The sequence below is a fragment of the Vibrio sp. V10_P2A27P122 genome, assembly GCF_963874335.1.
GTDB classification, from domain to species: Bacteria; Pseudomonadota; Gammaproteobacteria; order Enterobacterales; family Vibrionaceae; genus Vibrio; species Vibrio anguillarum.
Window position 1 is genome coordinate 1 of the sequence record NZ_CAWNHY010000249.1, and the last position, 23,256, is coordinate 23,256.

General features: G+C 45.2%; 22 protein-coding genes and 4 tRNA genes. 9 read left to right on the forward strand and 17 right to left on the reverse strand.

Annotation, left to right across the window (positions count from 1 at the left end; all coding sequences use genetic code 11):
- Window positions 1-158 precede the first annotated feature (158 nt).
- The 7 genes from AACQ17_RS11600 to yacG all read left to right on the forward strand — a co-directional run bounded on the left by AACQ17_RS11600 (window position 159) and on the right by yacG (window position 6,284).
- A complete protein-coding gene (locus AACQ17_RS11600; protein WP_094167652.1) occupies window positions 159-743 on the forward strand; it encodes a pilin in 585 nt (194 codons plus the stop codon).
- Between the two features lie 4 nt (window positions 744-747).
- On the forward strand, window positions 748-2,436 hold the full coding sequence (gene pilB, locus AACQ17_RS11605; RefSeq protein WP_094147979.1) for a type IV-A pilus assembly ATPase PilB: 1,689 nt from the start codon (window positions 748-750) through the stop codon (window positions 2,434-2,436).
- A gap of 42 nt (window positions 2,437-2,478) precedes the next feature.
- A complete protein-coding gene (locus AACQ17_RS11610) occupies window positions 2,479-3,705 on the forward strand; it encodes a type II secretion system F family protein (protein ID WP_094147981.1) in 1,227 nt (408 codons plus the stop codon).
- A 38-nt stretch (window positions 3,706-3,743) separates the two neighbouring features.
- Window positions 3,744-4,625 carry a prepilin peptidase gene (locus tag AACQ17_RS11615; RefSeq protein ID WP_088720881.1) on the forward strand — a complete coding sequence of 294 codons (882 nt, stop codon included), beginning with the start codon at window positions 3,744-3,746 and terminating at the stop codon, window positions 4,623-4,625.
- Window positions 4,616-5,224: a dephospho-CoA kinase gene (gene coaE / locus AACQ17_RS11620; protein WP_013857688.1), complete on the forward strand. Its 609-nt coding sequence runs from the start codon at window positions 4,616-4,618 to the stop codon at window positions 5,222-5,224. Before AACQ17_RS11615 ends, coaE begins: the two co-directional genes overlap by 10 nt.
- 32 nt (window positions 5,225-5,256) lie before the next feature.
- Window positions 5,257-5,997 (forward strand): cell division protein ZapD, encoded by a 741-nt coding sequence (gene zapD / locus AACQ17_RS11625; protein WP_013857689.1) that lies wholly within the window; start codon window positions 5,257-5,259, stop codon window positions 5,995-5,997.
- A gap of 89 nt (window positions 5,998-6,086) precedes the next feature.
- A complete protein-coding gene (yacG, locus tag AACQ17_RS11630) occupies window positions 6,087-6,284 on the forward strand; it encodes a DNA gyrase inhibitor YacG (protein ID WP_010319526.1) in 198 nt (65 codons plus the stop codon).
- Between the two features lie 80 nt (window positions 6,285-6,364).
- Here yacG and rplS read toward each other — a convergent pair whose 3' ends face one another.
- The 5 genes from rplS to ffh all read right to left on the reverse strand — a co-directional run bounded on the left by rplS (window position 6,365) and on the right by ffh (window position 9,963).
- Window positions 6,365-6,718, reverse strand: a complete 354-nt coding sequence (gene rplS, locus AACQ17_RS11635; protein WP_010319525.1) for a 50S ribosomal protein L19 — start codon at window positions 6,716-6,718, stop codon at window positions 6,365-6,367.
- 41 nt (window positions 6,719-6,759) lie between these two features.
- On the reverse strand, window positions 6,760-7,506 hold the full coding sequence (gene trmD / locus AACQ17_RS11640) for a tRNA (guanosine(37)-N1)-methyltransferase TrmD (RefSeq protein ID WP_010319524.1): 747 nt from the start codon (window positions 7,504-7,506) through the stop codon (window positions 6,760-6,762).
- 27 nt (window positions 7,507-7,533) lie between these two features.
- Entirely contained in the window at window positions 7,534-8,088 is a 555-nt protein-coding gene (gene rimM / locus AACQ17_RS11645) for a ribosome maturation factor RimM (protein ID WP_013857691.1), read from the reverse strand.
- A gap of 29 nt (window positions 8,089-8,117) precedes the next feature.
- Complete coding sequence (gene rpsP / locus AACQ17_RS11650; protein ID WP_010319522.1) at window positions 8,118-8,366, reverse strand: 30S ribosomal protein S16; 249 nt, start codon at window positions 8,364-8,366, stop codon at window positions 8,118-8,120.
- 214 nt (window positions 8,367-8,580) lie between these two features.
- Window positions 8,581-9,963 carry a signal recognition particle protein gene (gene ffh, locus AACQ17_RS11655; RefSeq protein ID WP_019281904.1) on the reverse strand — a complete coding sequence of 461 codons (1,383 nt, stop codon included), beginning with the start codon at window positions 9,961-9,963 and terminating at the stop codon, window positions 8,581-8,583.
- A gap of 305 nt (window positions 9,964-10,268) precedes the next feature.
- Between ffh and AACQ17_RS11660 the strand changes: the two genes are divergently transcribed.
- Together AACQ17_RS11660 and AACQ17_RS11665 are read left to right on the forward strand one after the other, a co-directional pair.
- Window positions 10,269-11,063 carry a cytochrome C assembly family protein gene (locus tag AACQ17_RS11660; protein WP_026027563.1) on the forward strand — a complete coding sequence of 265 codons (795 nt, stop codon included), beginning with the start codon at window positions 10,269-10,271 and terminating at the stop codon, window positions 11,061-11,063.
- Between the two features lie 83 nt (window positions 11,064-11,146).
- Window positions 11,147-12,421 (forward strand): HlyC/CorC family transporter, encoded by a 1,275-nt coding sequence (locus tag AACQ17_RS11665; RefSeq protein ID WP_017046996.1) that lies wholly within the window; start codon window positions 11,147-11,149, stop codon window positions 12,419-12,421.
- A gap of 83 nt (window positions 12,422-12,504) precedes the next feature.
- Here the strand turns inward: AACQ17_RS11665 and luxS are convergent, their stop codons facing one another.
- From luxS to AACQ17_RS11725, 12 genes are all read right to left on the reverse strand, one after another.
- Window positions 12,505-13,023: an S-ribosylhomocysteine lyase gene (gene luxS, locus AACQ17_RS11670; RefSeq protein WP_094147983.1), complete on the reverse strand. Its 519-nt coding sequence runs from the start codon at window positions 13,021-13,023 to the stop codon at window positions 12,505-12,507.
- A gap of 64 nt (window positions 13,024-13,087) precedes the next feature.
- Window positions 13,088-14,653 (reverse strand): glutamate--cysteine ligase, encoded by a 1,566-nt coding sequence (gene gshA, locus AACQ17_RS11675; protein ID WP_094147990.1) that lies wholly within the window; start codon window positions 14,651-14,653, stop codon window positions 13,088-13,090.
- A gap of 102 nt (window positions 14,654-14,755) precedes the next feature.
- Window positions 14,756-17,611 (reverse strand): M16 family metallopeptidase, encoded by a 2,856-nt coding sequence (locus AACQ17_RS11680; protein WP_094147985.1) that lies wholly within the window; start codon window positions 17,609-17,611, stop codon window positions 14,756-14,758.
- 9 nt (window positions 17,612-17,620) lie between these two features.
- Entirely contained in the window at window positions 17,621-18,082 is a 462-nt protein-coding gene (locus AACQ17_RS11685; RefSeq protein ID WP_094147987.1) for a YqaA family protein, read from the reverse strand.
- The gene (locus AACQ17_RS11690; RefSeq protein ID WP_017045772.1) at window positions 18,076-19,026 is read right to left on the reverse strand and encodes an NADP-dependent oxidoreductase; all 951 of its coding nucleotides are present in this window, start codon (window positions 19,024-19,026) and stop codon (window positions 18,076-18,078) included. Before AACQ17_RS11690 ends, AACQ17_RS11685 begins: the two co-directional genes overlap by 7 nt.
- Before the next feature lie 117 nt (window positions 19,027-19,143).
- Window positions 19,144-20,274, reverse strand: coding sequence for a sodium ion-translocating decarboxylase subunit beta (locus AACQ17_RS11695; protein ID WP_013857700.1), 1,131 nt, complete (start codon window positions 20,272-20,274; stop codon window positions 19,144-19,146).
- 9 nt (window positions 20,275-20,283) lie between these two features.
- Window positions 20,284-22,062, reverse strand: a complete 1,779-nt coding sequence (gene oadA, locus AACQ17_RS11700) for a sodium-extruding oxaloacetate decarboxylase subunit alpha (RefSeq protein WP_094147989.1) — start codon at window positions 22,060-22,062, stop codon at window positions 20,284-20,286.
- Window positions 22,063-22,092: 30 nt separating this feature from the next.
- Window positions 22,093-22,347, reverse strand: a complete 255-nt coding sequence (locus AACQ17_RS11705) for an oxaloacetate decarboxylase subunit gamma (RefSeq protein ID WP_038148642.1) — start codon at window positions 22,345-22,347, stop codon at window positions 22,093-22,095.
- A gap of 373 nt (window positions 22,348-22,720) precedes the next feature.
- Window positions 22,721-22,797 (reverse strand) — tRNA-Arg (locus AACQ17_RS11710).
- 66 nt (window positions 22,798-22,863) lie between these two features.
- Window positions 22,864-22,940, reverse strand: a tRNA-Arg gene (locus AACQ17_RS11715).
- Window positions 22,941-22,976: 36 nt separating this feature from the next.
- Window positions 22,977-23,053: transfer RNA gene (locus AACQ17_RS11720), tRNA-Arg, on the reverse strand.
- Between the two features lie 66 nt (window positions 23,054-23,119).
- Window positions 23,120-23,196, reverse strand: a tRNA-Arg gene (locus AACQ17_RS11725).
- Window positions 23,197-23,256 lie beyond the last annotated feature (60 nt).

A 23,256-nucleotide genomic window follows, 5' to 3' on the forward strand; every position in this document is an offset into this window, starting at 1 on the left:
CACTCGATCTCTCAATGCGCTTTCAGTAATTAATTACATCAATTATTGGAATAAAGATCAAAAATTTCAAATAGTTAAGGAAGCCGGGCGAGCTTCCTTTTTTATTGCTTGCGTATCAAAATCAAGACGGCATTTTTAAGTCAGTCGTATTTCAGTGATTGATATATGCAACTAAACAGGTAAAAAATCCAAATCGCTCGCGCACTGCTCTTTATCTCATTCCCACCAACCCACAAGCTTCTTATGCTCTGCCCATCCTTATGCGTTCAAACGGAGCAAAACAAATAATGAACACAAATAAGAAAACGAAACAAAGTGGTTTTACCTTAATTGAATTGATGATTGTGGTAGGAATTATTGGTGTACTTAGCGCGATTGCAATCCCTGCATATAAGAGCTATTTGATCAAAACAGAGTCTAATACAGCCGTCAGTATTCCTAGAACATTACTTACAAATATTGATTTATATACACAAGAAAAAGGCAGTTTCCCTGAAACAACAGAAGCGAGCGAAGTTGGTGCAGCTTCAGATATGAGCGCAATGGGGACCCTAGCATTAACTAAGAATGCCACCACACCTACAAATGGAACCTTAGTTTTTACTGTCAATAATGCTGATGCATCTATAAAAGATAAAAAAATAACATACACACGTACAAATTCAGGCTGGAAGTGCACGCATGATATTCCCGAAGCATTATTGGAAAAAGATCTTAAAGGATGCTTAAGAACGATTCCTTGATAAAATGCTAACCAACCTCCCTGCGATTCTGCGTCAGGCTCAGATATTGAGCCCGACGCAAGAACACGCAGTTATTGAACATATCAAAGCGTCTGGTGCGAGTGTGCCAGAAGCTTTGCTCGCTTTGGATTTTTTCCATCCTCATGATCTGACTGAGCAGTTAAGTACCCTTTTCGGCCTACCGGACACCGACTTAACCCGCTACGACTACCCACTGCTCTGCCAACAGCTTGGTTTGCGTGATCTCATCACCCGTTACCAAGCACTGCCGATTGCCCATAATGGCCAAACCCTGACCATCGCGGTTTCCGACCCGACCCATTTACAAGTGGAAGATGATTTTCGCTTCGCGACAGGCTTACAAGTTGAACTGGTTTTAGCCGACTACAAAGCGCTGCAAGCAGCCATCAGGCGCTTGTATGGTCGAACAATTCAAGGATCCTCTTCCTCAGGGAAAGAGATCAGCCAAGATGAACTGGCAAACTTAGTTAAGCTGTCTGATGATGAGATTCAATCGATTGAAGACCTCAGCCAAGATGACGCCCCAGTCAGTCGCTTTATTAACCAAATCCTGCTTGATGCGGTGCGAAAAGGCGCATCAGACATCCATTTCGAACCGTACGAAGCGCTTTACCGAGTACGATTGCGCTGTGATGGTATTTTGGTGGAAACGCAGCGTCCCTCAAGCAACTTAAGTCGCCGGCTTGCCGCGCGGCTTAAAATTTTATCCAAACTCGATATTGCCGAGCGGCGCTTACCACAAGATGGACGAATTAAACTGCGGTTGAATCAAGACACCGCCATCGATATGCGCGTTTCCAGCCTCCCCACTTTATGGGGTGAAAAAATCGTACTGCGCCTACTTGATAGCAGTGCTGCTAACTTAGATATCGACAAATTGGGTTATAACGACCAGCAAAAACAACTCTACTTAGCTGCGCTGAAAAAACCACAAGGGATGATTTTAATGACGGGCCCAACGGGCAGTGGAAAAACCGTCTCGCTCTATACGGGGCTACGCATTTTAAATACTGCTGAAGTGAACATTTCTACCGCTGAAGATCCGGTTGAAATTAACTTATCCGGTATCAACCAAGTTCAAGTGCAGCCAAAAATTGGCTTTGGCTTTGCGCAAGCATTACGCTCCTTCTTACGGCAAGATCCCGACATTGTGATGGTTGGCGAAATCCGCGATTTAGAAACTGCCGAAATCGCCGTGAAAGCGGCACAAACCGGGCATTTAGTTCTTTCTACCTTGCATACTAACTCCGCCGCCGAAACGGTAATTCGCTTAAGTAATATGGGAATTGAAGCGTTTAACTTAGCCTCTTCACTCAGTTTAATTATTGCCCAGCGTTTAGCTCGTCGCCTTTGTCGGCACTGCAAAATTGCCGTCGTGCCCTCAATACAGTTGCAGCAACATTTTCAACTGCTAGCGACGGAAACCATTTATGAAGCGAACCCGCATGGTTGCAACGAATGCACAGGGGGCTATTCAGGTCGAGTCGGCATCTATGAAGTGATGGCGTTTAACCCACAGCTGGCCGAAGCGATTATGCAAAAAGCAAGCATTCATCAAATAGAGCAGATCGCGAAAGCCAACGGAATGCAGACACTACAAGAATCAGGCATTGAAAAGCTCAAAAACGGCGTCACCAGCTTCAAAGAGCTGCAACGCGTGCTCTATTTCTAACGCTTTGATCCCTCTTAGCTAGCCATTGAGTGACTCTATTGTATGAACACAAAAATCAAATCAGAACTCAAAAATTATCGTTGGAAAGGCATCAATAGTTCGGGCAAAAAAGTATCTGGCCAAACTCTCGCTTTAACCGAACTGGAAGTGCGTGACAAACTTAAAGAGCAGCACATTCAGATCAAAAAAATCAAAAAAGGGGGCGTCTCTTTTATCACCCGCTTGACTCATCGCGTGAAGGCCAGAGACATCACCATTCTGACACGCCAATTAGCGACCATGCTGACCACGGGCGTGCCCATCGTACAAGCCTTAAAACTGGTCGGAGATAACCATCGCAAAGCCGAAATGAAATCCATTTTGTCGCAAGTCACCAAAGGGGTTGAAGCCGGAACGCCAATTTCCAAAGCGATGCGTACCGCCAGCACCCATTTCGATACCTTGTATGTTGATCTCATTCACACAGGTGAACAGTCAGGTAACTTGGCTGAAGTGTTTGAGCGGCTAGCGACTTATCGAGAAAAAAGTGAACAACTGCGCGCTAAAGTCATTAAAGCACTCATCTACCCAACCATGGTGGTGTTGGTCGCGTTAGGTGTTTCTTACTTAATGCTTACTATGGTGATCCCTGAGTTTGAAAGCATGTTCAAAGGATTCGGAGCCGAATTACCTTGGTTTACACAGCAAGTATTGAAACTCTCTCATTGGGTGCAAAGTTACAGTTTGTGGGTAATCATCATCATAATCCTCACCACAATTGCCGTGAAAGCAGTACGGCAAAAATCTTTTTTAATACGCTTAAAAACCAGCCGATTAGGATTAAAGTTTCCCATTCTTGGCGGGGTAATAGGCAAAGCCTCTATTGCTAAATTCAGTCGCACACTCGCCACCAGTTTTAGTGCAGGCATTCCGATTTTAGCCAGCTTAAAAACCACCGCCAGAACCGCTGGCAATGTCCATTTTGAGACAGCGATTAATGAGGTCTATCGTGATACGGCAGCCGGTATGCCAATGTATATTGCGATGCGTAATACCGAAGCCTTTCCCGAAATGGTGCTGCAAATGGTGATGATTGGTGAAGAATCAGGCCGATTGGATGACATGCTCAATAAAGTCGCCACCATTTACGAATTTGAAGTCGATAATACCGTCGATAACTTAGGCAAAATTCTCGAACCATTGATCATTGTCTTTTTGGGTACGGTGGTCGGTGGTTTGGTGGTGGCGATGTACTTGCCCATCTTTAACTTAATGAGTGTATTAGGATAGTATTAGCTCTGCTAATCTTTTACTTATCGAGTCTGTGCATGGAAGTTTTTATTTATTACCCTTGGCTCTTTCCACTTTTTGCAGCGTTGTTTGGCTTAATCGTGGGGAGTTTTCTCAATGTGGTCATTTATCGTCTACCCAAAATCATGGAGCGAGAATGGCGACAAGAGTGCGCTGACTGCTTTCCCGAATACCACATTGCGCCACCGGAAGGGCAACTCACGCTCAGTGTCCCCCGTTCTAGCTGCCCACACTGTGATGCGCCAATCCGTATTATTGACAATATTCCGCTACTCAGTTGGCTCTTTTTAAAAGGGAAATGTTCCCGTTGCCAAGGCCCGATCAGTGCACGCTATCCTTTGATTGAACTGCTCACCGCCAGTATGAGCTTTGTCGTGGCTAGCCACTTCGGTTTTAGTTATTTTTCACTAGCGCTATTGTTTTTCACTTTTGTGCTCATCGCGGCGACGTTTATCGATTTCGATACCATGCTGTTACCCGACAAGCTGACACTGCCACTACTGTGGGCGGGTCTCAGCTTATCATTGATGCACATTAGCCCAGTCAGTTTGCAAGATGCGGTGATCGGCGCCATTGCTGGCTATCTGAGCTTATGGTCGGTCTATTGGCTGTTTAAACTCGTCACAGGCAAAGAAGGAATGGGTTATGGCGATTTCAAACTGCTGGCTGCTCTCGGCGCTTGGTTGGGCTGGCAATATCTGCCCATCATCATTCTCATGTCATCTGTGGTTGGCATTGTCTTTGGCCTAATTCAATTGCGCTTGCAAAAAAAAGGGATCGACAAAGCCTTTCCTTTTGGCCCCTATCTCGCCATTGCTGGCTGGCTAACCTTGTTGTGGGGTAACGATATTATGAGTTGGTATTTAGGTTCAATTATGGGGTTATCGTCATGGGGTTAGTGGTGGGTTTAACAGGCGGGATTGCCAGCGGAAAAAGCACCGTTGCTCATTTATTTCAGCAGCATTTCTCGATTGATGTCGTGGATGCTGACATCATCGCTCGAGAAGTCGTCGAACCAGGTAGTGAAGGATTAACGGCGATTTGCGCGCACTTTGGCCTCACCATATTAAAGCCCGATGGACAATTGGATCGCACCGCGTTAAGAGAAAAGATCTTTGCTGATGAACAAGAAAAGGCTTGGCTTAATCAGCTTCTTCACCCAATGATCCGTGCAAAAATGATTGCTGATTTAGCAAAAACCACCTCGCCTTATGCTTTATTGGTTGTGCCATTATTGATAGAAAATAACCTACAAACCTTAGTTGATCGCATCTTAGTGGTTGATGTTGATCTAAAAACCCAAATCGCTCGCACTATGGCAAGAGACAAGGTATCCGAGCAACAAGTACGTTCGATCTTAGCCGCTCAAGCGAGCCGTGAGCAAAGATTGCAATACGCTGACGATGTGATTAAAAATAGCGCAGAAAACCAAAAACTTTTGCCTCAAATCACAGAATTACACAAAAAGTATCTAGCCATATGCAGCCTAAGTCTGTAAGAATAACCCAGACCGGACCTAAGGCTAGCTAGATGACCACGCATAAGTTTGAACACCCACTGAACGAAAAAACTCGTATCTATTTAAGAGTCGAAGCGCTGCTTAACCAGTTGATGCATTCCGCTCAGTTTCGTGACGGTATTCAACACCAACTCTTCTTTCGTTCATTGTTTGATTTACTCGAAATCTTCGAACAGATCCAACTCAAAAGCGAGTTGGCTAAAGATATTGAAAAACAGCGTTTGAATTACCGTAGCTGGCTCAATGTGGATGGTGTTGATCAAGAAATGTTGCTATCGCTCCTTGAAGAGATCGACGAGGTACATCGTAATTTAATGAGCGCTGAACGCTTTGGTCAATCACTTAAAGAAGATCGTTTCTTAAGCACGATTCGCCAACGCTTTAATTTACCGGGCGGGTCGTGCTGTTTTGACCTGCCAGCGCTGCACTACTGGCTACACATTCCGATAGAAAAGAAGACCCAAGATGCGCACCAATGGATGGAAACGCTGCGACCGTTATCAGATGCGTTGCAACTTTGGCTGAAGTTAACCCGTGAAACGGGCCATTTTAAAGCACGCCTAGCACGATTAGGTTTTTATCAAAGCGATGCAGAAGACGCTAATATCTTGCGCTTGTCGATCCCACTTGAGTATGGGGTATACCCCATGATCTCTGGACATAAAAATCGCTTCGCGATTAAGTTTATCGAATTCCAATCAGGCCAAGCAACAGGGCGCGATATCGAGTTTGATCTCGCCGTCTGCTGTTAATCAATTCCGCTTCAATTCCCGACTGACTCTTACTTTCCATTGCGTTAGGTAATACACTTACGCCTATCCATCGTTACTTGAAGTCCGTTATGTCAAAGAAAATTACCATTGTAAAATGCCCACAGTGCAAAGCCGATGTCGAATGGGGAGAACAGAGCCCTTATCGTCCTTTTTGTTCCAAACAGTGTCAGATGATCGATTTTGGCGAGTGGGCCGATGAGGAAAAAAGTATTCCCGGTGCACCGGATATGTCAGACAGTGATGGTTGGTCAGAAGATCAATATTAGCGCACATATAAAACACATATAAAAACAGGGGTCGATTACTCGACCCCTGTTTATTACTATGAGAACGCTAGTTTATAGCATTACTTCTTAGCAAGTTTCTCTTTGATACGAGCTGACTTACCAGAACGCTCACGTAGGTAGTACAGTTTGGCACGACGTACTGCACCGCGGCGTTTAACTTCAATGCTATCAACCACTGGAGAGTGAGTTTGGAACGTACGCTCAACACCTTCACCGTTAGAGATCTTACGAACAGTGAATGCAGAGTGTAGGCCACGGTTACGGATTGCAATTACAACGCCTTCAAAAGCCTGTAGACGCTCACGATCACCTTCTTTTACCTTAACTTGAACAACAACAGTGTCACCTGGTGCGAATTTAGGTAGGCCTTGTTTCATTTGCTCTTCTTCAAGAGCCTTGATGATGTTACTCATTTTAAAAATTCCTAGAATAAACTGATACTAAATTAAATAGGTTACTGATGTATTTGAGTTTCTTTAATGAACTCAACCAGTAATAGTTCCTGTTCGTCAGTCAGAGCTAGGTTTTCCAGGAGCTCTGGCCTTCTATGCCAAGTTCGGCCCAACGACTGTTTCAGCCGCCAGCGACGAATATCCTCGTGATTACCGGATTTCAGTACCGCAGGTACTTCTTTTCCATCTAACACTTCAGGACGCGTATAGTGCGGGCAATCTAGCAAGCCATTTGCAAAAGAATCCTCTTCTGCTGATGCGAAATCTCCTAATACTCCCGGAACAAACCGAGAGACAGAATCAATCAACGTCATGGCTGGCAGTTCGCCGCCTGTCATCACAAAATCACCAATCGACCATTCTTCGTCAACTTCTGATTGGATGATACGCTCATCTACCCCTTCATAGCGTCCGCAAATAAGAACTAGGTTCTCATTCGTGGCCAGCTCTTCAACTCCTTTTTGGTCGAGTTTTCGACCTTGAGGAGAAAGGTAAATGACTTTCGTCTTTCCCGGTGCGGCTTGTTTTGCTGCATGAATGGCATCTCGCAAAGGCTGAACCATCATGAGCATTCCAGGACCACCACCGTAAGGTCTGTCATCGACGGTGCGATGTTTGTCATGAGTGAAATCTCGAGGATTCCAAGCTTCAATAGACAGCAAACCTTTTTTAACCGCTTGACCTGTTACTCCAAAATCAGTAACAGAACGGAACATTTCAGGAAATAGGCTTATAACGCCAACCCACATGTGTTCTCTCGCTCTGAAATTTTAGAGTTAGAATGCCGGATCCCAGTCAACTTCGATCCGTCGAGCTTCGCGATCAACATTCTTGATCACTTGCTCTTCAAGGTACGGTACCAACCGTTCCTTTTGGCCAAAAGCATCTTTCAAATTCGCTTTCACAACCAGAACATCGTTGGAGCCAGTTTCTAATAGGTCAGTGACCTCACCAAGGTTATACCCCTTGGTGGTAATAACTTGCATACCGAACAATTCACGCCAGTAGAATTCATCTGCTGACAATTCTGGTAATGATGCGGGATCAATAGCAATTTCAAAGTTGGTGAGTAGATGTGCGTCTTCTCGAACATCTAAACCTTCAAGTTTTACCACCATACTCTTACCATGGCGCTTCCAACTCTCTACTTTGTACTCGATCCACTGGCCTTTTTGGTTAATAAACCAAGGGCTGTAATCAAAAATACTTTCAGCTTCGTCTGTGTAGGAAAAAACTTTGAGCCAGCCACGAATGCCATAGGTAGCACCAAACTTGCCCATAACAATCTTTTCGTTTTCTTTGCTCATTGTTTCTTTACCTTTCATCGACATAAGCTAATGTTCTTCTATAAAAGTAAGAATTAAGCCGCTTTTTGAGCGTCTTTTACTAGCTTAGCTACGCGATCAGATAGAGATGCGCCTTGACCAACCCAATGGTTAACGCGATCTAGATCAACACGTAGGCCTTCTTCTTGGCCAGTAGCCGTAGGATTAAAGAAACCTACTTTCTCGATGAAACGGCCAGTTACTGCGTTACGGCTATCCGCAACTACGATTTGATAAAATGGACGCTTTTTAGCGCCGTGACGTGCCAAACGAATGGTTACCATGTCGTCCTCTTTGCTTTCTCAATAATAAAATTAACCCCAAAAACCATTTACGAAAAACAGTCTGGGGTCTCGTGCCAAAATAAAGCCTCGGAATTTTACTCTTATTCCGAGGCTTTGCAAGGGGTTTAGCTATTTTTTCACCAGCAGAAGCATTATGCTTTTGCAGTGATGAGCATCACGCTTTAGTAAATTTTAAGCATCGCAATGAGTTAGGTTAACGACCAAAGAAACCGCCGCCACCCATGCCACCCATTCCGCCCATCATGCCTTGCATATTACGCATCATGCCTTTCATGCCACCTTTCTGCATTTTTTTCATCATTTTCTGCATTTGGGTGAACTGTTTCAGTAAGCGGTTAACATCTTGTACTTGGGTGCCAGAACCCGTCGCGATACGTTTTTTACGTGAACCTTTTATCATGTCTGGGTGCTGGCGCTCGTGCATGGTCATCGAACAGATGATCGCTTCCATCTGCTTGAACATCTTATCATCGACCTTATCTTTCACGTTGGCAGGTAGGTTTGCCATGCCAGGCAGTTTATCGAGCATGCCCATCATGCCGCCCATATTCTGCATTTGCCCGAGCTGTTCGCGGAAATCTTCTAAATCAAATCCTTTCTTTTCCTTGAATTTTTTAGCTAGGCGTTCTGCTTGCTCGTGATCAACATTACGTTGTAGATCTTCAATTAATGAGAGAACATCGCCCATTCCCAATATGCGTGATGCAATACGATCAGGATGGAAAGGCTCGAGCGCGTCAGTTTTTTCACCGACCCCTAAGAATTTAATCGGTTTACCGGTGATATGACGAACGGAAAGTGCGGCACCACCTCGAGCATCACCATCAACTTTGGTTAAGATAACCCCTGTTAACGGCAGCGCATCACCAAAGGCTTTTGCGGTGTTCGCGGCATCTTGCCCCGTCATGGCATCCACAACGAACAATGTTTCAATCGGATTAATAGCCGCATGCAGATCTTGGATCTCTGCCATCATCAGTTCATCAATAGCAAGACGGCCTGCAGTGTCGACAATCAGCACATCGAAGAATTTCTTCTTCGCATGGTCAATGGCCGCATTGGCGATATCAATCGGTTTTTGGTCGGCTGAAGAAGGAAAAAATTCAACGTCCAGATCGTTAGCTAGAGTTTCAAGCTGTTTTATGGCCGCTGGGCGATAAACGTCAGCCGAAACCACCAGTACTTTCTTTTTATCACGTTCTTTAAGCAGCTTAGCAAGCTTACCAACACTGGTGGTTTTACCCGCCCCTTGTAAACCCGCCATTAAAATCACTGCTGGCGGCTGGGCTGCAAGGTTAAGCGCTTCGTTGGATTCGCCCATTACCGCTTCAAGCTGCGCTTGAACAATCTTGATGAACTCTTGTCCCGGTGTCAGCGATTTAGACACCTCAACACCCACTGCGCCCTCTTTAACGCGCGCGACAAAATCACGCACTACAGGCAGTGCAACGTCCGCTTCAAGCAGCGCCATGCGCACTTCGCGTAGGGTTTCTTTAATATTGTCTTCGGTGAGACGGCCTTTGCCGCTGATATTTTTCAGCGTCTTGGATAGTCGATCCGTTAAATTTTCAAACATCGTTGTCTCTTCGCTAGTTCGGCGATTAATTGCGGTCAGTATACCTTAGCCAATCTAATAGTCATACCCATTGACGCTTCGCGATAAGCGACTTAAACCCGTAAACGCAACATTGGGTCCCCAAAACAGGGGGGGCAAAAAGAGTTATCTCTGCGATTTATCGAATAAAAGCCTTCACCCTGTTAATTATTTGCACCATGACCTCAACTAAGGTGGGTATATGTCAAATCAATCGGTATCCAACGTAGCTCATTATCGTGATGCAAGGTATAATTCTCCAATTCAGCCACCATTTTGTAAGAAGTATGGAAAACTTAATCGCAATAGTCGCCACTATTTTGTATTTTTTATCCATAGCGACCATTATTCCAGGCTTAGTTAATCAAACTGGGATTCGTGCGCAGACAGTATTGTTCAGTTCAGCACTGGCGCTGGCTTTTCATGCGTGGTTACTGAGTGATTTAATCTTCAACGCTAATGGGCAAAACCTCAGCATGCTCAATGTGGCATCATTGATAAGCTTTATCATCTCACTGGTGATGAGCATTGCGATGTTAAAAACTCGCTTGTGGTTTCTGTTGCCGGTGGTGTATAGCTTCGCCGCGATCAACGTCAGCGCCGCCTCATTTCTTCCCAGCATGTTCATGACTCACTTAGAAAACAATCCGCCACTGTTGTTGCATATTTCTCTAGCACTATTTTCGTATTCAACCCTTTCGATTGGCGCACTCTACGCTTTGCAATTGGCTTGGCTGGACTACAAGCTAAAGAAAAAGAAGATGCTAACCATCAACCCCAATTTGCCACCACTACTGATGGTAGAAAGACAACTGTTTAAAATCATCTTGATAGGTAACGTATTACTTACTGGTACCTTGATTACTGGTTTTGATTTTGTCGGTGATATGTTTGCTCAAGGCAAAGCGCATAAAGGCATTTTGTCTTTCATTGCTTGGGTTGTCTATTCTGTATTGTTGTGGGGACATTACCGAAAAGGTTGGCGCGGTAGAAAAGTGACTTGGTTTGCTGTCGCTGGTGCAACCTTACTCACACTGGCCTACTTTGGTAGCCGTTTTGTAAAAGAAATCATTTTGAGCTAACTCAACACGTTTGATAGCGTATTGACACATTCATTTAATTAGATCATTACTTAATCACACTATTTATAAGGAAAAACCACGTTTTGGACGACATTTCAACGGGTATATTGTTTGCACTACTCGCGGGTCTCATCGTAATTTCGGCTTATTTTTCAGGTTCAGAAACCGGCATGATGTCTTTGAACCGCTACCGCTTAAAGCACTTGGCCAATACCGGCCACAAAGGTGCAAAGCGTGTCGAAAAACTGCTTGATCGTCCAGATCGCCTCATTGGTTTGATCCTCATTGGCAACAACCTAGTCAATATTTTAGCTTCTGCAATTGCCACTATTATTGGTATGCGCCTTTATGGGGATCTAGGAGTGGCCATTGCCACTGGTGCGCTGACGTTGGTCGTTCTGGTTTTTGCTGAAGTGACGCCAAAAACATTAGCAGCGCTTTACCCTGAACGCGTCTCTTACGCCAGCAGCATCTTACTGACCTTCTTAATGAAGATATTGTCACCATTGGTGATGTTCATTAACTTCATCACCAATGGTTTCATCCGCTTACTAGGCCTTAAGGCCAAGCATGGGGCGGAGGATCATCTAAGCTCTGAAGAGTTGAGAACCGTCGTCAACGAAGCGGGTGGCCTTATTCCTCGTCGCCACCAAGATATGCTGCTTTCCATTCTCGATCTCGAACATGTCACGGTGAACGACATCATGATCCCACGTAACGAAATTACTGGTATCAATATTAACGATGATTGGAAATCTATCGTGCGTCAGTTAACTCACTCGCCACACGGACGCGTGGTGCTTTACCGAGACAAAATTGATGAAGCGGTGGGCATATTACGCCTTCGTGATGCTTCTCGTTTGATGTTGGAAAAAAAAGAGTTCAATAAAGAGATGATTTTACGTGCCGCTGATGAAGTCTACTTCATCCCGGAAGGCACACCGCTCAACGTACAATTGCTTAAATTCCAACGCAACAAAGAGCGGATTGGCCTGATCGTTGATGAATACGGTGATATCAATGGCTTGATCACTGTTGAAGATATTCTCGAAGAGATTGTGGGGGAATTCACCACCTCAATGGCACCAAGCTTAGCCGATGAAATTACACCACAAAGTGATGGCAGCTTCTTGATTGATGGCAGCGCAAATATCCGTGACATTAACAAAGGGCTGAAGTGGAAACTGCCAACGACGGGCCCAAGAACCTTAAACGGTTTACTTTTGGAGCACCTTGAAGATATTCCAAGTAGCCATTTAAGTGTCAAAGTTTCTGGCCATGCGATGGAGATTGTAGATGTAGAAGAAAACCGCATTAAGCAGGTTAAAGTCTTTCCACGCAAAACCAAAAAACATTAATCGCCAGTCACTGCATAAAAGAAAGAAAAAAAGCTTGGTCACTGCCAAGCTTTTTGTTTTTAAAGGGCCAGATCTGGCGATCTTTAATCCACTTTCAGCTCTTTGAGCATCGACTCAGGTAAAGCAAGCTCATCATTTTTATTCACCGCAATACCTGCCGTGATAATCGCTTGAGCAATCTCTTTAGCTTCTGTTAACGAGTGCATTGAGGCTGTACCACATTGGTATTCGTTTAGTTCAGGGATCTGATCTTGGCTCTCTACTTTTAGCACATCATGCATCGCCGCTAACCACGCTTGCGCCACTTGCGCTTCTGTTGGCGCGCCAATCAAACTCATGTAAAAACCTGTGCGGCAGCCCATAGGTGAGATGTCGATGATTTCTACATCATGACCATTTAAGTGCGCGCGCATAAAGCCAGCGTATAAATGCTCTAAAGTGTGGATCCCTTTTTCTGAAAGAATATCTTTGTTTGGAGCAGTAAAACGGAGATCAAATACGGTGATTGTATCCCCTTTAGGCGTCTGCATATTTTTTGCCACACGTACCGCAGGCGCACGCATACGAGTGTGATCTACAGTAAAACTGTCGAGTAATGGCATTGCTTTCTCCTTATTTGGCAAAGAGCGATGCTCTGCCTATCAATGTTAGATTATGATCGAGAGATCATTTTAGGTACGAAAAATAGCTTTCAAGAAATTCTTCAAAACTTTGAGTATCGTGTTGTTCTATCTGTTGCTGAGCGGCTCGAGAACGCAGCACTTCCTCTTCCATCACAGACTCAGAATAAGTTTGATAGTGATGTGCCAGGTTGGCTTGTCGGTATTCGGCTCCTAATGCACAACCTACCTTACCGAGCCCGCCAAACTGTTTAGTCTGTTCAAGTAGTTGGGCGGAAAAGGTTAATTCTGGATTATCAATCCACGAGCTTAGTTTCTCGCATACGGCTTGGTATGCGTTGCCACCACAAGCGCTATCCATTACTTGCGCTATTTTGCGTAAGTCATCGAATACATTATGCGCCCACGCTTGCAGCGTCAGTTTCTCACCGCGACAGCCAATTTGTAACTCTAAACCTGGTTTACGACCTTCTAAAATCACTTTGTTCCAGTTATCTCGCCAACATGCCAGCTCACAATTGTCCATAGGATCTGAATCGGAAAGAGCTGTCCAAGTGAGGAATAGATCGAGAAAACGCACTTGATCTTCAGTAATACCAATCGGGCTAAACGGGTTTACGTCTAACGAACGCACTTCGATGTATTCGACTCCGCCTCTCTCTAACGCTTGTGACGGCTTTTCGTCATTTTTGGCTACACGTTTAGGACGGATCGGTGCATAGAGTTCGTTTTCTATCTGCAAAACATTGCTGTTGAGCTGACGATGTTCACCATCGACATACACGCCTAGTTCTGCAAACTCTTTTGATGGAGTGCGGATCGCCTGATTCAACCCTTCTAGATATTGATCCAAGCTATTAAAACCAATTTGCAAGCCACTTTGCGCGCTATTGGTATAACCTAAATCACTGAGGCGCAACGAGGTAGCATGAGGCAAATAAAGCGTTTTACCAATATTTTCAAATGGCAGATGGCTTTCACGTCCGCGCACAAACGATGAACATAACGCAGGTGATGCGCCAAAGAAATAGGGAATAAGCCAGCCAAAACGGTAGTAATTACGAATCACACCAAAATAGGCTTCCGATTTTGTCTCAGTACGCTCGGATTCAGTTTGCTCGCCATGCAAGGCATCCCAAAATGATTCTGGAAATGAAAAATTGAAATGTACGCCAGAAATGATCTGCATTAAGCTGCCGTAACGACGCTTTAAGCCTTCTCGATAAAGGGTTTTCATTTTACCCGTATTCGATGAACCATATTGCGCCAGTTCGATATCATCTTCGCTGCCAACATAACAAGGCATAGAAAGCGGCCACATCTTTTCGTCACCCAATTTGGTTTGAGCAAAATGGTGAATATCCGCCAGTTGTGAGAGTAAAGTCGGCACGTCATGAGAGACTGGTGTAATAAATTCAAGCAATGACTCCGCAAAATCAGTGGTGATCCAACGGTTGGTTAATGCGCTGCCGAGTGCTTCTGGATGAGGAGTCAGAGCTAACGAGCCTTCTGGGGTATAGCGTAACGTTTCACGCTCAACGCCTCGGCCAAACTGCTTAAACACTTCTGATTTTTTAGTGACTTGTTCAAGTCGTGCGGCAAAATTAGTCAAAATAATGATTCGCTTATAGGTGAATGATCCGAATGAAAGCGGCTCTAACTCAGCAAGAGAGTAGAATGGAGGCAAACAAGCTGCCCCCTATAAATGTGTACTCTAGCGGATGATTTCAAGCTCTTCTACGGGAATATCTAATTTTTCAAGTTGTGGCTTCAACGTTTTCGCATCACCCACCACGATAATTTGATACTCTTGTGGTGCAAACCATTTAGCGGCGAGTTTATTGAGCGTTGATTTTTTTACGTTTTCTACCAGTTCATTTCGTTGCTGTAGGTAATCTTCATCCAAACTATAGGTCAAAATATTACTAAGCAACTGCGCTTTTTGTGATGGTGTTTCATACGTCAGTGCATCTTGTTGGCCGACAGCAAGGCGCATAAATTTTAGCTCTTGGTCGGTTAAGCCACTTTGACTGAATGTTGCCATCTCTTTTTCTATTTCAACGATTGAAGCTACAGTGGCATCAGCACGCACTTGAGCATTGAAAACGATAGCGCCCACTTCTCGATTGCTCGCGAAATAACTCCCAGCGCCATAGGTGTAGCCTTTATCTTCACGCAAATTCTGATTAATGCGGCTGTTAAAGTTACCCGCTAAATTGAAGTTAGCCAGTTGGCTGAGAAAAAGCTCGCCAGTGGCATCGAAAGGCAACCCTTTTCGCACAAAACGGACGATGCTCTGCGGCGCATCAGGCTTATCAACCAGATATATCTTCCGCTCTGTCAGTGGGTTCACTACTTGGGGACGTAACAAAGGAGAAGCTTCACCGCGCCACTGCCCTAAAAAGGTTAACTGTTTAGCGACCTCTTTTTTGGAAATATCGCCAACGACAACGATTTGCGTACCATGTGGCGTGTAATGTTTCGCATAAAAGCGTTTTACATCTTCTAATGTTAAATCGTTTAGTGATTGCTCAGTACCTTCACTTGAACGCGCAAAAATAGAGTTGCCAAACAGTATTTGACGAGTAGCTTGTGAAGCAAGCCATCCCGGTGTTTGATGCTGATAAACCAACCCTTCCAGCATCTGCTGCTTCAGCCGTGTAAAATCACTCTCTTTGAAAGCAGGATGAAATAAAACTTCTTCAACCACATCCAATGTTGCTGCAACATTCTTCTTCAAACTAGAGACCATAATACTGGTCGAATACTCATTGGCAGTAACACTGATAGTCGAACCTAACGTGTCGAGTTGAGCTTGAATGGCTTCCACTGAGCGTCGAGTTGAGCCTTCTTCAAGTAGCGCCGCGGTTAAATTAGCTAACCCTTCTTTGCCACGCGCGGCATGTCGCTCTCCTGCTGGTAAATTGATATTAATTAGCACGGTCGGCGTTTCGCTGGTTTGTGTGGCTAATAACTCAATACCGTTATCAAAATAGAGTTCATACAGTGTCGGCATTTGTGCTTTCACACCTTTTGCCACAGAAGGCATGATTGAGCGATCAAATTGATCTTCAACCTGGCGATAAGCCAATTGATCTTCGGTTATCGTTTGATGCTCGGGCAGCACTCTTTTAGGGGGTACGAAATTAGCTTTTTGAACGGCAAGCTCGGCTTTATGTGTAGGCACAACACTTAAGGTAACCTTATGTTGATGAGCAATGAAGCGCTGATAAGCCTGTTGAATTGACTCTGGGGTGACCGCATGAATCTGAGCTAATTGCTGCTCTAGGCGATCAGGCTGCCCATAAAACGTTTCGTTGGACGCAAGCTGCGTCACTTTTCCAGATACGCTTTGCAGCGCAAAGACCGCATTCGCTTCCGCCATACCGGTAATTTGATCAAGTCGACTCTGATCTACCCCTTGCTGTTCAAACTGACTGAGTGTTTGCATTAACTCTCGATACAAGGGAGCAAGCTGAGCTTTTTCACCCGAAGGGGCCATGGCATAAACATAGAAGGTACAAGCCAATTCGGCGCAATCTTGGAATGCACCCGCATTGACGGCTTTTTGAGTTTTGACCAACGCTTGGTAGAGATAACTATTGGTACCGCTGCCTAACACTTTGGCAAGCGCATCTAACGAGGCTTGACTTTGAGCACCGCGATATTCTGTCGGCCAGCCCACCACAACCATGGGTTGCTGAATGCGATCTTCCAAGGTAATGAAACGATCTTGCGCCAACTGGGCCGGCTGTTTAGGTGCGTTATCAACGGCTGGGCCTGCCGGTATGGTGCCAAAATATTGATTAACCCATTCAAGTGTTTGCTGAACATCAATATCGCCACCAATGGTCAGCACCGCATTATTCGGCCCATACCAACGTAAGAAAAACGCTTTAAGATCGTTGACGTCCACTCGGTCAAGATCTTCGACATAACCAATGGTTTGCCATGAATAAGGGTGTCCTTCGGCATACATCGCCTCCGCCATTTTTTCCCACATCAAGCCATAGGGGCGGTTGTCGTAGTTTTGTGCGCGTTCGTTTTTTACTGTGTCACGTTGGATCTCAAATTTACGTTGAGAAACCGCGTTGAGCAAAAATCCCATCCGATCAGATTCGAGCCACAATACTTTTTCTAGCTGATTTGAAGGCACGGTTTGGTAATAATTAGTACGGTCACGGTTGGTACTCCCATTCATGGTTCCTCCCGCTTCGGTGATCAAACGAAAATGTTCTTGATCGCCAACGTGCTCCGTTCCTTGAAACATCATGTGTTCAAAGAAATGAGCAAACCCTGATTTTCCAACCTCTTCACGTGCCGAACCCACATGATAAGTGACATCGACATGCACTAAAGGATCTGAGTGATCCGGTGAGAGCACGACAGTAAGACCATTATCGAGCTGATATTTTGCATAAGGGATCATCACTTTTTCTGGTTGAGCATCCACTTGCTCAATCAGCGTAACCCCTTTCGGTAATGATGAAAAAAAAGCGATAGGTGCGACCGTTGATGAACAACCATAAATGGCAATAAGAGAAAGGGCACCTAGCCAAATTTTTCTCATAACAGCTCCTTAGAAAAAACCATAGAATACAGCGGCAAGCATGATGTAACGCAGTGCTTTGCCGATCAAAATAATGACAAAAGTAGGTAAAAATTTCATGCGTAGCCAACCTGCGGCCAAACAAAGCACATCACCCACCACAGGTAGCCAACTAAATAAGAGAGCCCAATAACCATATTTATTGAGCCAAGCTAACGCTTTATGACCGTGCTTTTCGCTTTCAGTTCGATTAGGCAACCAGATACCGAGCCAATAGTTGGTCAGACCGCCGAGGGTATTGCCAGCGCTTGCAACGGCGATAACCCAAAATACGGGAAATTGATTCAGGCTTAATGTGGCGAATAAACTCGCTTCTGAGCTTCCCGGTAATAAGGTAGCACTGAGAAAACCACTAAAAAAAAGCACCCACAGAGCAGAGCCAACAAACCAATACGAGAGCGGTTCCAAATAGGTGCTAAAAATGTCTAACATTTCATATCAAGAAGAACTTTGCCTCGAGTATGGCCTGTTTCAATCTGTTGATGAGCCGCAGCCACTTCCGCCATCGGATAAACAGCTTGAATTTCCGTTTTCAATAAGCCAACGCTGACCATATAAAGCATGGTATCAAGCTGTTCAGGATTAGGATCAACTAACATGCCTGTGGCTTCAAAACCAAGTAATTTTGCTTTTTCACAAATAAGCTCAGCACTTAGAGTCGGAACAGTAACGACACGCGCATGATCTTTCAAGCATTTCAAAGCGTCGAGAGCCGCATCACCACCGACTAAATCAATCAGCACATCCACTTCTTCTAAACGCTGTGAAGCAGGAGCAAAATTGTAATTAATCGCATGAGCACCAAGAGTCGCTAAATAATCCAAATTTTGTTCGCTGCACGTGGTATACACTTCGGCTTTTGCTGCTAAAGCAATTTGTACCGCTAAGTGCCCGACACCACCAGCGCCCGCGAGGATCAATACGCGATCCCCCTCTTTCACTTGCGCTTTATTTAGGGCTTGCGCCGCCGTTTGCCCTGCCAGTGGCAGCACTGCTGCTGCTTCTAAGGTCACAGCATCAGGAACAAGGCTGAGTTCGCTTTCTGCCACACACAGGTATTGGCTGTAACCGCCGCCACGCAACGGAAACCCAACAAAGCCCGCCACATTATCTCCAATTTGAAAGCGGCGATTATCTTCCCCCACCTCAACAACTTGTCCAGAAATATCGTAACCTGGCACCCATGGCAGCTTATCTTTGTTTTGCGCTGCAGCCCACCCCAGACCCGCCCGAGTTTTTACATCAATAGGGTTTACACCAGCAAAAGCCACTTTCACTAACACTTCGCCAGCTTTAGGTTGAGGAACGTCACTAGTTTGAATAACGAGCACCTCTGGTCCACCAAACTCAGTAATTGCGATCTGTTTATTATCCATGTCAAACTTCCCTATTGATAAAAAGAAAGGGATGCCTCAGCATCCCTTTGAATATATACCATTTTATTGCTTCTAGTTAATCTTTAGCTCGCAAAATAACCATCAGCTCGTCTAGGCTTAGCCAACAAGAGCAAGCAAAACACCTGCTGCAACAGCAGAGCCCAGTACACCTGCTACATTTGGCCCCATGGCGTGCATCAGTAAGAAGTTCTGTGGATTAGCTTCAAGCCCCACTTTGTTCACTACTCGCGCCGCCATCGGTACCGCAGACACACCAGCAGCGCCAATAAGAGGATTAATATCCTCTTTCGAGAATTTATTAAGCACTTTCGCCATCAACACACCACCAGCCGTACCAATACTGAAAGCAATAGCACCGAGCGCCAAAATACCTAATGTTTCCAAGTTCAAAAACTTATCAGCCTGCAGTTTAGAACCAACGCCTAAGCCTAAGAAGATAGTAACGATGTTGATCAGTTCATTTTGCGCTGTCTTGGATAGACGCTCAACCACACCCGATTCACGCATTAAATTACCTAGACAGAACATACCCACTAATGGCGTTGCTGACGGTAAAAATAGAATCGTCATCAATAGCACCGCCAAAGGAAACAGTATTTTTTCTGTCTTCCCAACGTGGCGTAGCTGAGCCATTTTGATTTTTCGCTCTTCAGGTGTTGTAAGTGCCTTCATAATCGGTGGCTGAATGATAGGAACTAATGCCATATAGCTATAAGCCGCCACAGCGATTGCACCTAATAAATCCGGCGATAATTTACTGGCAAGGAAAATAGCGGTTGGGCCATCGGCTCCACCAATGATGGCGATGGACGCAGCATCGGCCATGGTAAATTCCATACCCGGTACATAGTTGAGTAATATCGCACCAAACAGGGTGGCGAAAATACCAAACTGAGCGGCCGCACCTAGCCATAACGTTTTAGGGTTTGCAATCAATGCCCCGAAATCGGTCATCGCGCCCACGCCCATAAAAATCAGCAGTGGAAAAACGCCCGTCTCAATACCAACATGATAAACGTAATAAAGCAGACCGCCGGGTTCGGTAAAACCCGCATTCGGAATATTCGCTAAAATCGCACCAAAGCCGATCGGCAATAACAGCAGTGGCTCAAAGCCTTTGCGAATAGCCAAAAACAGCAGTAAACAACCGACCAAAATCATGCAGATTTGGCCTAGCTGAAAATTAGCGATCCCTGTTTCAGACCATAAGGTCAGTAATCCGTCCATGGTTCTCCCTTACGCTAAGCTCAGCAATGGTGCACCAACAGTCACAGCATCACCCTCTTTGACATGAAGATCTTGAACAATACCGCCACGTGCCGCACGGATCTCGGTTTCCATCTTCATCGCTTCCAGAATCACTAACACATCCCCTTCTAACACCTCAGAACCAGCTTGAACATTCACTTTAAAAATGTTGCCAGCGAGTGGTGAAGGAACGGCTTCTGCATTGTTACTTGCTGGCACGCTTGGTGACTGTGCTGCTTGAGACTGGCTGGCAGAAATCGAGCTAAGCTGGCCTTCTGGCCCCACTTCAACCGTGTAAATTTGCCCATCCACTTTAACACTGTAGGTTTCAATACCACCTTTTGTCACAACGGTAGCAGGTGTAGGTTTGGCTGGCTCCAAGGTTGGCGCAGGCTCAAATGCATCCGGATTGTGACGATTTTTCAAGAACTTCAAACCGACTTGTGGGAACAATGCGTAAGTCAGAACATCATCCACCGTATCTGTAGCTAATGAAATTCCCTCTGCTTTTGCCTTTTCAAGCAATTCAGTGGTCAACACGGCCATTTCTGCATCCAACAAATCGGCTGGACGGCAAGTGATCGGCGTAAGATTACCCAACACCTTGGCTTGCAACTCAGCATTCACTGGCGCAGGCGTTGCACCGTATTCACCTTTTAATACCCCTGCAGTTTCTTTCGTGATGCTCTTATAGCGCTCGCCAGTAAGGACGTTGATCACCGCTTGTGTTCCCACGATTTGAGATGTTGGAGTCACAAGGGGAATGAAACCTAAATCTTTTCGCACACGAGGGATCTCTTCAAGAACCTCATCAAGGCGATCGGCCGCTCCTTGTTCTTTTAGTTGACCTTCCATATTAGTCAACATACCACCAGGAACCTGCGCAATAAGAATACGAGAATCGACACCTTTTAACTGCCCTTCCCATTTTGCGTATTTCTTACGCACTTCACGAAAATAAGTGGCAATCGGTTCAAGCTGTGTCAGGCTCAGGCCCGTATCACGCTCGGTTCCTTCAAGCATAGCGACCACTGTTTCGGTTGGTGTGTGCCCGTAAGTTTGGCTCATTGAAGAGATAGCGGTATCCAAAATATCGATACCAGCTTCTACCGCTTTAACGGCTGTTGCCGCTGAAAGACCAGTCGTTGCATGGCTGTGCAACGCTAAAGGTACGGCACAAGAGGATTTAATACGGGTGATCAGATCTTCAGCTTCATACGGCTTGAGCAACCCAGACATATCTTTAATACACAAAGAGTGGCAGCCGAGATCTTCCAACCGCTTGGCAAGATCAACCCAAGTATCTGAATTATGAACAGGGCTAGTGGTGTAAGACAGTGTGCCCTGCGCGTGTGCGCCAACATCAATTGTCGCTTTGACCGCTTTTTCAAAATTGCGAACATCATTCATCGCATCAAAAATACGGAAAACATCCATACCATTCGCGTGAGCTCGTTCGACAAACTTTTCAACAACATCGTCAGCATAGTGGCGATAGCCTAGTAAATTCTGGCCGCGTAGCAACATTTGCATTGGGGTATTGGGCATCGCTTGCTTAAGCGAACGTAAACGCTCCCATGGATCTTCACCGAGAAAACGGATGCAAGCATCAAACGTTGCTCCTCCCCAAGTTTCCAGTGACCAATAACCGATCTTATCGAGCTCTGCTGCAATAGGCAGCATGTCTTCGATACGCATGCGCGTGGCAAATAGTGACTGATGGGCATCACGAAGGACCACATCCGTAATAGCTAGTGGTTTAGACATGCTCATAAACTCCTTTTCATCCTTTCTATGCTATTTAGCTAATGCGCGGTGCTGATGCACTGCTGCAGAAATTGCCGCCACAATTTGCGGGCTCACAGCTGAAGGGGTTGGTTGAACTTTTCGATGTTGAATCGGCGCTGCGATCGGTTGTGGTACTTCTTCCGGTACCAAGGTTGACATTAACCGAACGAGATAAACGAGAATAGTTAGAAAAATAAAGACTACAGCCATCCCCGTAATCATAAGGGTGGCGGCGTCAACTAATAGGCTTCCAATAGTAGTCATGTTGCTTCCTTTCTGTGTCATCCTGACAACAATTGCTACGCATTTTTACAAATGCGATCTTGGCAAGTGGACTAGGATTATCTCGATTGGTTAATAATTGTCAATTTTGTTTAAGGGACTCTTGTAGATAACACACAAAATCGGCGAACAATTACTCACACAAATCACAAAACTCTGAATTTTCTCTATTAAGAAGGGCATTTAACTAGCCAATACGGCTACGTTAATCAAAAAATGATGCAGATACTGAGAGGGAGTTAAAACATTGCAGATTAACAAGATAAAACAAATAGTTGCCATTTTCAATTTAACAAAATAGCAACAAAAAACCAACATAAAAAAAGCCCCGCACAATGCGAGGCTTCTTAATAAATGGCGCGCTCAGGAGGATTCGAACCTCCGACCGCCTGGTTCGTAGCCAGGTACTCTATCCAGCTGAGCTATGAGCGCGCAAGGTTTTGATATTAATCAGCGATAATCGTTAACAATATCAGGGTCAATGACCCTTTGAATAAGTGGCGCGTCCTGGAGGATTCGAACCTCCGACCGCCTGGTTCGTAGCCAGGTACTCTATCCAGCTGAGCTAAGGACGCGCAGAGTTAATGACAGTATCACTAACTTTAAATAAGTGGCGCGCTCAGGAGGATTCGAACCTCCGACCGCCTGGTTCGTAGCCAGGTACTCTATCCAGCTGAGCTATGAGCGCGCAAAGTTTTGATATTAATTAGCGATAATCGCTAACAGTATCAGGGGCAATGACCCTTTGAATAAGTGGCGCGTCCTGGAGGATTCGAACCTCCGACCGCCTGGTTCGTAGCCAGGTACTCTATCCAGCTGAGCTAAGGACGCGCAGAGTTAATGACAGTATCACTAACTTTAAATAAGTGGCGCGCTCAGGAGGATTCGAAC

Excerpts from the sequence above, each read along its gene's own strand:
- pilB (WP_094147979.1), top strand. The coding sequence starts at position 748 with ATGCTAACCAACCTCCCTGCGATTCTGCGTCAGGCTCAGATATTGAGC.
- AACQ17_RS11610 (WP_094147981.1), top strand. The coding sequence starts at position 2,479 with ATGAACACAAAAATCAAATCAGAACTCAAAAATTATCGTTGGAAAGGC.
- AACQ17_RS11615 (WP_088720881.1), top strand. The coding sequence starts at position 3,744 with ATGGAAGTTTTTATTTATTACCCTTGGCTCTTTCCACTTTTTGCAGCG.
- coaE (WP_013857688.1), top strand. The coding sequence starts at position 4,616 with ATGGGGTTAGTGGTGGGTTTAACAGGCGGGATTGCCAGCGGAAAAAGC.
- zapD (WP_013857689.1), top strand. The coding sequence starts at position 5,257 with ATGACCACGCATAAGTTTGAACACCCACTGAACGAAAAAACTCGTATC.
- yacG (WP_010319526.1), top strand. The coding sequence starts at position 6,087 with ATGTCAAAGAAAATTACCATTGTAAAATGCCCACAGTGCAAAGCCGAT.
- rplS (WP_010319525.1), bottom strand. The coding sequence starts at position 6,718 with ATGAGTAACATCATCAAGGCTCTTGAAGAAGAGCAAATGAAACAAGGC.
- trmD (WP_010319524.1), bottom strand. The coding sequence starts at position 7,506 with ATGTGGGTTGGCGTTATAAGCCTATTTCCTGAAATGTTCCGTTCTGTT.
- rimM (WP_013857691.1), bottom strand. The coding sequence starts at position 8,088 with ATGTCGATGAAAGGTAAAGAAACAATGAGCAAAGAAAACGAAAAGATT.
- rpsP (WP_010319522.1), bottom strand. The coding sequence starts at position 8,366 with ATGGTAACCATTCGTTTGGCACGTCACGGCGCTAAAAAGCGTCCATTT.
- ffh (WP_019281904.1), bottom strand. The coding sequence starts at position 9,963 with ATGTTTGAAAATTTAACGGATCGACTATCCAAGACGCTGAAAAATATC.
- AACQ17_RS11660 (WP_026027563.1), top strand. The coding sequence starts at position 10,269 with ATGGAAAACTTAATCGCAATAGTCGCCACTATTTTGTATTTTTTATCC.
- luxS (WP_094147983.1), bottom strand. The coding sequence starts at position 13,023 with ATGCCATTACTCGACAGTTTTACTGTAGATCACACTCGTATGCGTGCG.
- AACQ17_RS11680 (WP_094147985.1), bottom strand. The coding sequence starts at position 17,611 with ATGAGAAAAATTTGGCTAGGTGCCCTTTCTCTTATTGCCATTTATGGT.
- AACQ17_RS11685 (WP_094147987.1), bottom strand. The coding sequence starts at position 18,082 with ATGTTAGACATTTTTAGCACCTATTTGGAACCGCTCTCGTATTGGTTT.
- AACQ17_RS11690 (WP_017045772.1), bottom strand. The coding sequence starts at position 19,026 with ATGGATAATAAACAGATCGCAATTACTGAGTTTGGTGGACCAGAGGTG.
- AACQ17_RS11695 (WP_013857700.1), bottom strand. The coding sequence starts at position 20,274 with ATGGACGGATTACTGACCTTATGGTCTGAAACAGGGATCGCTAATTTT.
- oadA (WP_094147989.1), bottom strand. The coding sequence starts at position 22,062 with ATGTCTAAACCACTAGCTATTACGGATGTGGTCCTTCGTGATGCCCAT.
- AACQ17_RS11705 (WP_038148642.1), bottom strand. The coding sequence starts at position 22,347 with ATGACTACTATTGGAAGCCTATTAGTTGACGCCGCCACCCTTATGATT.